The organism is Nostocoides sp. (assembly GCF_035343835.1).
GTDB classification, from domain to species: Bacteria; Actinomycetota; Actinomycetes; order Actinomycetales; family Dermatophilaceae; genus Nostocoides_A; species Nostocoides_A vanveenii.
The window spans coordinates 1-10,874 of the sequence record NZ_DAOQZV010000103.1 but is presented as its reverse complement, the minus strand read 5'-3'; the positions used below and the strand labels follow the sequence as shown (position 1 = coordinate 10,874).

Annotated in this window: 10 protein-coding genes; 3 read left to right on the top strand and 7 right to left on the bottom strand. The window is 70.4% G+C overall.

Going from position 1 to position 10,874, the window contains the following annotated elements:
* From PKH97_RS08985 to disA, 5 genes are all read right to left on the bottom strand, one after another.
* The coding region (locus PKH97_RS08985) for a hypothetical protein (protein WP_324387070.1) at positions 1–281 on the bottom strand (281 nt) is incomplete at its 3' end.
* A gap of 131 nt (positions 282–412) precedes the next feature.
* Positions 413–2,077: a putative Ig domain-containing protein gene (locus PKH97_RS08980; RefSeq protein WP_324387069.1), complete on the bottom strand. Its 1,665-nt coding sequence runs from the start codon at positions 2,075–2,077 to the stop codon at positions 413–415.
* 73 nt (positions 2,078–2,150) lie between these two features.
* A complete protein-coding gene (locus PKH97_RS08975) occupies positions 2,151–3,644 on the bottom strand; it encodes an LCP family protein (RefSeq protein ID WP_324387068.1) in 1,494 nt (497 codons plus the stop codon).
* A 109-nt stretch (positions 3,645–3,753) separates the two neighbouring features.
* Positions 3,754–4,644 carry an A/G-specific adenine glycosylase gene (locus PKH97_RS08970; RefSeq protein WP_324387067.1) on the bottom strand — a complete coding sequence of 297 codons (891 nt, stop codon included), beginning with the start codon at positions 4,642–4,644 and terminating at the stop codon, positions 3,754–3,756.
* Positions 4,641–5,747 (bottom strand): DNA integrity scanning diadenylate cyclase DisA, encoded by a 1,107-nt coding sequence (gene disA / locus PKH97_RS08965; protein ID WP_324387066.1) that lies wholly within the window; start codon positions 5,745–5,747, stop codon positions 4,641–4,643. The genes PKH97_RS08970 and disA overlap by 4 nt, the downstream gene beginning before the upstream one ends.
* A 119-nt stretch (positions 5,748–5,866) precedes the next feature.
* Between disA and radA the strand changes: the two genes are divergently transcribed.
* Positions 5,867–7,255, top strand: a complete 1,389-nt coding sequence (gene radA / locus PKH97_RS08960; protein WP_324387065.1) for a DNA repair protein RadA — start codon at positions 5,867–5,869, stop codon at positions 7,253–7,255.
* A gap of 144 nt (positions 7,256–7,399) precedes the next feature.
* Here radA and PKH97_RS08955 read toward each other — a convergent pair whose 3' ends face one another.
* Together PKH97_RS08955 and PKH97_RS08950 are read right to left on the bottom strand one after the other, a co-directional pair.
* Positions 7,400–8,158: a class I SAM-dependent methyltransferase gene (locus PKH97_RS08955; protein ID WP_324387064.1), complete on the bottom strand. Its 759-nt coding sequence runs from the start codon at positions 8,156–8,158 to the stop codon at positions 7,400–7,402.
* A gap of 100 nt (positions 8,159–8,258) precedes the next feature.
* Positions 8,259–9,068, bottom strand: coding sequence for a hypothetical protein (locus tag PKH97_RS08950; RefSeq protein WP_324387063.1), 810 nt, complete (start codon positions 9,066–9,068; stop codon positions 8,259–8,261).
* Between the two features lie 86 nt (positions 9,069–9,154).
* On the opposite strand from PKH97_RS08950, the gene PKH97_RS08945 reads away from it, so the two are divergent.
* Both PKH97_RS08945 and PKH97_RS08940 read left to right on the top strand, forming a co-directional pair.
* Positions 9,155–10,108: a Ppx/GppA family phosphatase gene (locus tag PKH97_RS08945; protein ID WP_324387062.1), complete on the top strand. Its 954-nt coding sequence runs from the start codon at positions 9,155–9,157 to the stop codon at positions 10,106–10,108.
* On the top strand, positions 10,101–10,874 hold a 774-nt coding region (locus PKH97_RS08940; RefSeq protein WP_324387061.1), incomplete at its 3' end, for a sugar phosphate isomerase/epimerase. The genes PKH97_RS08945 and PKH97_RS08940, both read left to right, overlap by 8 nt.

The following is a 10,874-nucleotide window of genomic DNA, read 5'->3' as shown; positions in this document are numbered from 1 at the left end:
CTCTTCAGCTCGGCGCCACTCGCACGGTTCACCGCGATCAGATCGCTGCTCTGCCCTTGGCTGTAGATATTGCTCGATGTCAGCCACACCACGCCACCTGTGACGGCGAACGACTGCAGCCGGCAGGGCACGGCATACGACCACTTTTCCGAGCCATCGGTGGTGCGCAGGGCGTGCAAGGTGGACGGGTTTGGCGGGCCGAAAAAGAAGACCGCCTCCCAGACGTAGACCGTGTCGTTGTCGGCGCCGGCCGCCCAATAGATGTCGGTACCGGGTCGCACCGCCCACCCGGCAGCCCCGTCGCGGCGTTGTAGCGGGCGATCCCGCCATCCTTTTGGTATAGATCCAGCCGTCGGGACCGATGACGACATTGCTCATCGCGACCCCGCGACCCAAGCCTGGGCGCCGGTGGTCAGGTTGATGCCGCGCAGGCGGTCGCCATAGGCAATGACCAAGGTCGTCGTGGAGGCCGCGAAATCGGTGATCGCGCCGGTTGGCGGAAGTGCTGCCACATGCGGGTGCCGTCGGTGAGGCGATAGGCCAATACGGTGCCGGAGTTGTACCCAATGGCCAAGTTGGCCGTGACTCGCAAGCCCTGAAGACTCTGCCCGGGATCGGTGTCAGCGATCTGCCATTGAATGACGTGCGCCGCGGCCTTGTCCAGGCCCATCAGGTTGTTGCCGCAGTTGGCGATGATCAGCGTCGCGGTGGTCGCGATCGCGGTGGCTGCCTGGCACTCGGTCGTGGTGAAAGACCGGCTCGATGTGACGGTGCCGGTGGCCAGGTCATAGACGAGCAATGCGGCCTGGTTCGGATTCGCCGGGCGGAAGGCGATGGTGTAGAGCTTTCCGCCGTCGATGACGGTCGGACCCTCGGCGGTGGACCACTCCTGGTGCACCGAGCTTGCCTTGGTGGGGGTGATCACCGTCCCGCCGGGCGCGTAGCCCGAGTTCCCGGCGTCGTGCTGGGACTGGGTCCAGTTCTCCGTGCTCGGCAGCGCCGCGACGACGATGGACAGCGCCTTGGTCGCTGCCGACCCGCCTGCCCCGGCGACAGCGACCGTAAAGTTCGACATGCCTGCCGTGGTCGGAGTGCCGGAGATCGCCCCGGTGCTGGGAACGAGCGTCAGACCGGCCGGAAGCGAGCCGGTGCTGATGGACCAGGTGAAGGGGCCGGTTCCAGTGGCGGCGAGGGTCGCGGCATACGCCGATCCGACGGTGCCGTCTGCAAGGGCGGTCGTGGTGATGGTCAATGCGGGCGCTGACACGGCGATGGAGAGGGTCTTGGTCGCGCTCGCGCCGCCGGCACCGACGACCTTGGCCGCGAAGCTCGACGTGCCGGCCGCCGTGGGCGTGCCGGTGATGGCGCCCGTGGCGGGGTCGAGGGTCAGCCCGGCGGGCAGGGTGCCCGACGCGAGCGACCAGGTGAAGGGGCCGGTGCCGGTCGCGGTGAGGGTGGCGGCAAACGCGGATCCGACGCTGCCGCCAGGCAGACTAGTGGTGAGGATCGAGACGGTCCCGGCGGCCTGGATGGTGATCGAGAGTGCCTTCGTCGAGGACTTGCCGCCGGCGCCGACAACCTTGACCTTGAAGGTCGATTTGGCGACCACGGTCGGCGTCCCGGAGATGACACCCGTGGTGGAGTTCAGGCTCAACCCGGTCGGGAGGCTGCCGGATCCGGCGACGACCGACCACGTGAAGGGTCCCGTCCCGCCGACCGTGAGCGTCGCGGTGTAGGGCGACTTCGCGACGCCATTGGGGAGGGCAGTGGTCGTGATCCACACCGTCACGACATTGAGGGTGAACTGTTTGGTCGCGGCGGCCCCACCGGCGCCGACGACCTTGACCGTGAAGGTCTTCGAACCGCCGACCGTGGGGGTCCCGGAGATGACGCCGGTGGCGGCGTTGAGGCTCAGGCCGGTGGGCGGGGTGCCGACCGTGAGCGACGTGTACGGGCCGCCGCCGGTCGCGACGAGGGTCTTGGAATAGGCGACCCCGATCTTGGCGGCTGTGAGGGGGCTGGTGGTGGTGATCGTCACGGCGGGGGCCGTGGCATACGCACCGGGGCTCGACGGCACGTGGTGGGCGGTCGCCGGCGACGCACCCTGCGTCGCGCACCGCGGTCGTCGCGGGACTCGACCTCGACCAGACTCAGCAGGCGGCCTTCAGCGTGGTCAAGCCGTCGCCGGCGTCGGTGCTGCTGCTGGAGGTCGGCGGGGTGCTCGACGTCGTGCCGGCCGGCGTGGAGGCGCTCGTCGATGCGGGGGTCGTGCTGGTCGTCGGGTTGTCCGAGATGGCGTTGGTGACCAGCTCGCGGATCTTGGCGTAGTCGGGGTTCACGACGTTGATGACCTTGTTGGTCAGGGGCAGGCTGCGCATCGTCCCGTCGCGCTGGATCTTCTCGATCAGCGGCACCCAGGCTTGCAGGTGTGCCTGCGGGATGTCGATGCTGACATCCGCCTTGAGGACCTCGGCAAGTTGCGGGTAGCGCAGCAGCATCGTGCCCGGGCTGACCTGGTTGACCAGGGCGCCGACCACGCACCGCTGGCGGCGCATCCGGGAGAAGTCGTCGGTGGAGGCCCGGGAGCGGGCATACCACAGGGCGTGATAGCCGTCGAGGTGTTGCGGGCCCGGCTCGATCCACCCGGTGGTCCCGACGATGGTGCCATCGGGTAGGGCCTTGCAACCGATGCAGACGCGTTCCTTGACATTGACGTCGACCCCGCCCATGGCGTTGACCAGGGCGGCAAAGCCGGAGAGGTCGATGACCACGGAGTTGTCGATCCGCAGGCCGAGGATCTCGCCGATGACATCGCGGGTCGAGCGCAGCCCGGGGTTCGTCTCGCCCGGGAAGAGGTCGGCGTGCTCCTCGGCGAGGGTCCAAATGGCGTTCATCAGGCATTGATCGCCGCAGTCGTAGCCATGGGGATAGAGCGTGGACAGCGGGTTCGACGCGGGGATCGGAGCGCGTTCGAGGTTGCGGGGGATCCCGATCAGCACGGCGTCCCCGGTCCGCGTGTTGATGCTGGCGACCATCATCGAGTCCGGGCGCACACCGACCCGGTCGGCCCCGGCGTCGGAGCCGATGAGCAGCACATTGACGCGTGGGACGGTCTTCCACGGGTCATCTTGCCCCACGGCCGGTATGCCGGCGGTCGCCGTCCCGGTGCTGGTCGGGTCGTGCGCGAAGACGGTCTCGACGACGGAGCGCTGCAGCGTGAGAGTGCGGGCGGCATACAGGCTGGGGGCGGCGACCGCGAGGCAACACAAGAAGGCGACCATCGTGGTGGCGAGGCGTTCGTCACGACTGAGGCCGTGCGGCCGGGTCACCGCCGTGGTGAGGACGATCGAGACCATCCAGACCACGGCCCCGGCGAGCACCGCCCAGAACAACAGCATCAACCGGCCACTGTTCAGACCGAGGGAGAGCGCCGAGCCGACCAAGCCGTTGCGCAGCAGCGTGTAGATGCCGAAGAGCAGCACGAGAGCCGTCGTGCCCATCAAGACCGTGCCGAACCCCCGCAGGCGGGTGCGCAGCAGGCCGGCGCCGGGGAGCAGGGTGCCCAGGAGGGTCATGGCGTAGGTGTGCCGCAGCGGGTGCGGGGTGCGCCGCGTGGGCGGGCGCTTCGGCGCTCGGTCGCTCATCGACTCCGTGCATCCCCCTCATGGGTGTCGGTCGGCTCACTTCATCGTCACTGCCACTGACGCCTGAACGGCCCAGCGGGTTGTCCGCGCGGCGCTCGGGCTGGGCCGGTCACCGCGGGAGATGGTAGCCGTCGGGGCTGTGCTCGAGTAAGCCATCGGCGATCAACGCGACCAGCAATTTGTCCACCCGGGCCTGGTCGGCACATGGGTCGAAGTCGGCGCGGGGGTGCGGAGCGTCGTCATCGCGCACGAGCGCAAGGATGCGGCCGCGCACTTCCCGGTCGGTGCCGGCATACCCCTGGGGCCGCTTGCGCACGCCGGCGTATGCCGGGTGGCCGGCCGTGCGCCAGCGGCACAGGTCGCGCACTGGGCAGGTCGCGCATTGCGGCGTGCGGGCGGTGCAGACCAGTGCGCCCAGCTCCATGGATGCGACATTCCACAGGTTCGCGTCGGCGCAGTCGTCGGGGAGCCACGCGGCGGCGAGGTCGCGTTCGCCCCTGGTCGGGGTGGGTGCGGCCTGGGCCTCGCCGATCGCGATCCGCGCCAGGACACGACGGACATTGGTGTCCAGGACCGGGAGGGGATTGCCGAAGGCGAAGCTCGCGACGGCCGCAACCGTGTAGTCGCCGACGCCGGGAAGGGCGCGCAGGGCGGCGGGGTCCTTAGGCACCTGACCGGCGTGGTGCTCGACCATGGCCTTGGCGGCCGCGTGGAGGTTGACCGCGCGGCGCGGATACCCGAGCCGACCCCAGGCGCGGAGCACGTCGGCGCGCGAGGCGGCCGCGAGGTCGGCGGGGGTGGGCCATCGCCCCATCCAGGACTGCCAGGGCAGCAGGATCCGGGCGATCGGCGTCTGCTGCGCCATGATCTCGCTGACATAGACGCCCCAGGGCGAGCAGTCCGGGTGGCGCCAGGGCAGGTCGCGTCCCGCCACGGCGTACCAGGCCAGGACGGCCGTATGGACGCGCCCGCGGAACTCGGCCTCGGCGCCCCCGCTCACACGTAGCGTTCGAGGATGCTGGACTCGGCCAGGCGGGTCAGACCCTCGCGGATGGTCCGGGCTCGGCCTTCGCCGACTCCGTCGACGAGCATCAGGTCGTCCTGGGTCGCCGCGAGCAGGCGCTGGAGCGAGCCGAAATGATCGACCAGCCGCTCGAAGACCGGGCCGGGCAGACGCGGCACCTTGTTGAGCAAGCGATATCCCCGGGGCGAGACGGTGGTGTCGAGGCCGTCCGGGCCGGACAGGCCGATCACCTTCGCGGCGGTCCCGGGGTCGAGCAGCTCGGCGCGCGACAGGGCGCCGAGGCCGTGAACGACGGCGTCGACGATGTCGCCGCTGTCGTGTCCCTCGTGGTCGGTGTCGGTCAGGCGGTCGGCCGGTGCGTAATCGCGGATCAGCCAGCCGACATCGTCGGTGACACCGGCGGTGAGTTCTTCCAGCTGCAGGGTCAGCAGGCGTCCGTCGACACCGAGCTCGACGACATACGCGCTGATCTCGCCGCTGATGCGGCGCACCATCTCCATGCGTTGTAGGACGGCGGCGACATCGCGCACGGTGACCAGGTCCTCGATCTCGAGGGCCGAGAGAGTGGCCGTCACCTCATCGAGCCGGGCGCGGTAGCGCTCCATCGTCTGCAGCGCCTGGTTGGCGTGGCTGAGCAACTCGATCGAGCTCTCCAGCACGTGGCGGCGACCCGCGACATAGAGCGCGACGATCCGCATCGACTGGCTGACCGAGACGACGGGCAGGCCGGTCTGCTTCGCCACCCGCTCGGCGGTTCGGTGTCGGGTGCCGGACTCAGAGGTCTCGACGGAGGGGTCGGGGACCAGTTGGGTCGCGGCCCGCACGATGCGTGAGACGTCGGAGTTGACGACGATCGCCCCGTCCATCTTGGCCAACTCGCGCAGTCGCGTCGCGGAGAACTCGACGTCGAGGGGGAAGCCGCCGGTGCACAATGATTCGACGGTGCGATCGTGGCCCAGCACGATCAGGGCGCCGGTGTTGCCGCGCAGGATGCGTTCGAGGCCGTCGCGCAACTCCGTCCCCGGCGCAACAGCGGCCAGGGTCGAGCGCAGCAGATCCTCGTCGTTGTGGTGGGCCACCTCACGCCTTTCGTCATCCCGCCCGGGCGTTCCCGTGCCCGGCCTGAGTCTAACGATGCTGCGTTGATACCGCCCGGCGTGCCGAGGGGTTGTCGGTGGTCTCGTTTAGCGTCTCGGGCATGGCGAAGACGGTGCGGAGCGTAACCTTCCGGTGCAGCGAGTGCGGCTGGAGCGGGCCCAAATGGGTGGGCCGGTGCGGGGAGTGCCAGGCGTGGGGGACGGTCGCCGAGGTGGGTGCGCCGGGGGCGCGGACCCGGGCGGTGACGACGCCCGGGCGTCCGGCGCTGCCGATCGGCGAGGTGGACATCACTCGGGCCGCGGCGAACCCCAGCGGGGTTGAGGAGTTCGACCGGGTGCTCGGCGGGGGACTGGTGCCGGGTGCGGTCGTGCTGGTGGCGGGGGAGCCCGGCATCGGCAAGTCCACCCTGCTGCTCGACGTGGCCGCACGGGCGGCGCGATCGGGGGCGACGGCGCTCTATGTCAGCGGGGAGGAGTCCGCGGCCCAGGTGCGCTCACGCGCCGAGCGCATCGAGGCGATGGCGCGGTCGTTGTTCCTTGCCGCCGAGACCGACCTCGCCACCGTGCTCGGCCAGATCGACCAGGTGCAGCCCGATCTGCTGGTCATCGACTCCGTTCAGACGATCGCCAGTGCCGAGGTCGACGGGGCGGCCGGCAATGTCAGCCAGGTTCGCGAGGTGGCCGCGGCGATCATTTCGGTGGCCAAGCAGCGCGGGATCGCGGCGTTGATCGTCGGGCATGTGACCAAGGACGGTTCGATCGCCGGCCCGCGGATCTTGGAGCACCTCGTCGACGTCGTCGTGACCTTCGAGGGGGAGCGCCACTCACGGTTGCGCCTGGTGCGCGCGGTGAAGAATCGTTTCGGGCCTACAGACGAGGTGGGGTGTTTCGACCTCAGTGATGCCGGGATCACTGGGCTGCCCGACCCGAGCGGGTTGTTCCTGTCGCAGCGCGCAGCGCCAGTGTCGGGAACGTGCATCACCGCGACGGTCGAGGGCCGGCGACCCCTGCTGGCCGAAGTGCAGGCCCTGGTGGCGGCCACGACCGCGCCACAGCCACGTCGGGCGACCAGCGGCGTTGACTCGGCGCGGGTGGCGATGATCACGGCGGTGCTGGAGCGCCGGGCCAATGCGCCGCTGAAGGGGCACGACGTCTATGTCTCGACCGTCGGCGGGGTGCGGCTGCGCGAGCCGTCGAGCGACCTCGCCGTGGCGATGGCGCTCGCCAGCGCGATCCTGGACATCCCGACCGATCCGCAGCTGATCGCCATCGGCGAGGTCGGCCTGGCGGGCGAGATCCGGCCGGTCCCCGGCGTGGAGCGGCGGCTGGCGGAGGCGTCCCGGCTGGCGTTCACCACCGCGCTGGTGCCCGTCGGGACGCGCGGCACCGCCTCGATCCCCGAGCGACTGGAGGTGATCGAAGTGCCCGATGTGACATCAGCCGTCCGCCGCCTGGGCGCCGGCCCGCGCCTGGCGGTCGTCGATGGCTGACCCCCCGCCGCCGACGCATAGACATCGGCGGCCCCAGCTGTCGACGGTTCCGACCGCGGCCCGCCGACGTCTGTATGACCGCTGTCAGTGTGCGCGGTGCCCCCTCAGTGAGCGGGGTGCCCCGTCAGTGAGCGGGGTTCCCCGTCAGTGAGTGCGGTGCCAGAGAGTGACGGCGTAGTCGACGCTGGTGCCCGGATGGGTGGCCAAGATGCGATCGGCGAGCGCGGGCGCGAACTCGATGCGCACGATCGCCTCGAAGGTGGCACGGTCGGGGCATTCCCAGGCCAGGTCGAGGTCGCGGGCGGTGAACCCCTGTCGTCGCCAGAAGCGGCGCACGGCGATCGGGTCATAGGCCGGCAAGGACGCGGCGAACCAGCCGCCGAACCGCGACCTCGTGGCGTCGTTGTCGAGGAACGCGGCGAGCCCACCGGGACGAAGGACCCGCTCGACTTCGGCAAGTCCGGGCTCGCAGCCCGGGCCGAAGAAGTAGGCCCAACGGGCGACGGCGACATCGACCGTGGCGTTCGCCAGGGGTAGATGCTCGGCCTCGCCGGTCAGCACCCCTGCTCGCCGCGCCACGTCCGGGCTCGGTGCGGGCGGCCGCGGGGCCGGTTCCGGCGCCGAAGACGGCGCCTGCCGCGCGCTGCTCTCGGGGCGATCGGCTAGGCGCGCGGCGGCCAGCCGAGCAAGAGGTGGGTGAGGTTCGAGCCCGAGGACGTGCGCACCTCGGTCGGCGAACCCTGGCAGGTGGTAGCCCGTGCCGCAACCGATGTCGAGCAGCGTCGCGCCCGCCAGCGGATGCAGGGCATCGATCGCCGCGCCGACCTGATCGGCCCGGTCGAAGGCCTGATTCTCCAGCTCGTAGACGTCCGGGGTATGCCAGATGTTCGGGCTGGGTCGCACTCCGCCGCGTTCGCCGGCCTCTCGACTCACGGCTGCCGATATCTGCGCGAGGTGCACCGCGCACCGCCGGACCGCAAGGGGGTGCGCTCGCGGCCGGAGGTCATCGCCGGCGCCGCGGGCGCGGACGAGCCCGCGCGGCCACGGTCGCGGGGTGGATCAGGAGCGGGAGCAGCGTCTTGGCGCCGCTGGAGCGCACCAGCCGCACATTGTGCATGTGGGCCTCGCACCGGAGCACTAACTCGGCATACGCCTCGGCGCCCATCAACTCGATCAACTCCGGGCGCAGGCTGCGGTAGACGGGCTCGCGCCCGACGTGCGCATCGGGGTTGCCCGAGCAGTACCAATCCAGGTCGTGCCCGCCCGGGCCCCAGCCGCGCCGGTCGTACTCGGTGATGCTGATCTCGAGATAGGACGTGTCGTCCGGGAGATTGACCGTGCGATAGGTGCGCCGGATGGGCAGTTGCCAGCAGACGTCCGGCTTTGCCGTATGCGGTGCCCGCCCGGTCCGCACCGCCTGTTGGTGCAGGGCGCAACCGGCGCCCGCCGGGAAGCCCGGCCGGTTGAGGAAGATGCACGCACCGTCGACGACCTTGGTCTTGGTCGCCTCATCCTCCTTCTCGGTCCAGTCACGACGACGAACCGATCCGGGATGGTGCTGCCAGGTCTCCTCGTCCAGTTCCGCGGCGATGACGGCGACGCGGCGCACATCATCGCGGTCGGTGAAATGGGCGCCTAGGGTGCAGCAGCCGTCATCGGGCCGGTCGGCATAGATTCCCTGGCAGCCGCCTCCGAAGATGCACGTCCAACTCGACGTCAGCCAGGTCAGGTCGCAGCGGAAGCGTTGCGCCGAGTCCGCCGGATCGTCGAATTCCACCCAGACACGAGGGATCTCCAGCGGGGTCTCACTCACAAGCGCCAACTGTAGGCACGCGCCTCGCCCATTCGCACCTACGCGGCCGGACGGGTGCGGTGGGCGAGCCCTATTAGGCTGGCCGGGTGCGCCTGGGTGTCATCGACATCGGATCGAATACGGTCCACCTGCTCGTCGTCGACGCCCATTACGGTGCCCATCCACTGCCGGCGGTCTCACACAAGATCGAATTGCGCCTATCCGAGCACCTAGTCGGCAACACCGTGGACGCGGCCGGTATCGCGGCGCTCTCGACCTTCATGCAGGAGGCTCGCGAACTCGCCGACGACCACGGCGTGGAAGAGATGCTGGCCTTCGCCACGTCCGCCATCCGCGAGGCCGGGAACGGCCAGGCCGTCCTTGACACCCTCGGCGCGCAAGCCGGCGTCCCGGTCCAGGTGCTGGCCGGGTCGGACGAGGCCCGCGTCACCTTCCTCGCCGCCCGCCGCTGGTGCGGCTGGTCCGCGGGCAATCTGCTGGTCCTCGACATCGGTGGTGGCTCCCTGGAACTAGCCATCGGCGTGGACGAGGAACCGGACGCCGCCGTGTCGGTGCCGCTCGGCGCGGGCCGCGTGACCAACGATCTGCTCGCCGGCGATCCACCCACGCCGGCGCGGATCAAGGAGGCCCGCCGCACCATCCGAGCCACACTGGCTGCGGGCGTGCGGCCGATCCTGCGCGCCCAGGACGCCGACACCGTGGTCGGGACCTCCAAGACCTTCCGTTCCCTGGCCCGCCTTGCGGGCGCGGCCCCGAGCAACGCCGGCCCCCTGGTCACCCGCACCCTGGACCGCGACGACCTGCGGGAGGTGATCGCCACGCTGGCGCCGCTGACCGGCGCCGAGCGCACGCGACTCCCGGGCGTATCAGGGGTGCGCTCCCACCAGGTGCTCGCCGGCGCCCTCGTCGCCGAAGCCGCCATGGATCTGCTGCACGTCGAGCGCTTGACCATCTGCCCATGGGCCCTGCGCGAAGGCTTGATCCTTCGGCGCCTCGACGTCATCCCCGATCCGGGAGGAAGCAGTCCTGGGGATGCCTGATCGCCCGGTCGTCGCGCTGTCCTCGGCCTCGGTCTATCCCGAGCCCACCGCCTCGGCATTTGCGCTCGCTTCCCGCCTCGGCTACGACGGGGTCGAGGTGATGGTCATGCCGGATCCGGTCAGCCGCGAGGCCGGGGCCCTCGCGCGACTGAGCGAACTCCACGGCCTGCCCATCGTCGCCATCCACGCACCGACCCTGCTTCTCACCCAGCGGATCTGGGGTCCTGACCCATGGACCAAGGTGGACCGGTCCATCGAGTTGGCCCAGGAGGTCGGCGCATCGGTCGTCGTGGTGCACCCGCCCTTCCGCTGGCAGAAGGGTTATGCCGAGACCTTCGTGGAGGGGGTCGCCGCGCGGGAGTCCACGTCGGGGATCAGCATCGCGGTCGAGAATATGTATCCCTGGCGGGCCCGCCAGCGCGAGGTGCTGGCCTATCTGCCCCACTGGGACCCGACCCCGCAGCCGTTCCGGCATGTCACGCTCGATCTCTCGCATACGGCGACCGCCGGCTCGGACGCGATGGCGATGACGCGCGAACTGGGGTCGAGGCTGACCCATTTGCACCTGGCCGACGGCCTGGGTGGCCCGATGGACGAGCACCTCGTGCCGGGTCGGGGGAACCAGCCATGTGCCGAGGTCCTTGAGCACCTGGTGGCCGACGCGTTCTCCGGTTCGGTGGTCGTGGAGGTGAGCACCCGGCGACTCGACCCCCACGCCCGGGCCGGTGACCTCGCCGAGGCGCTGGCATTCGCCCGCCTGCACCTC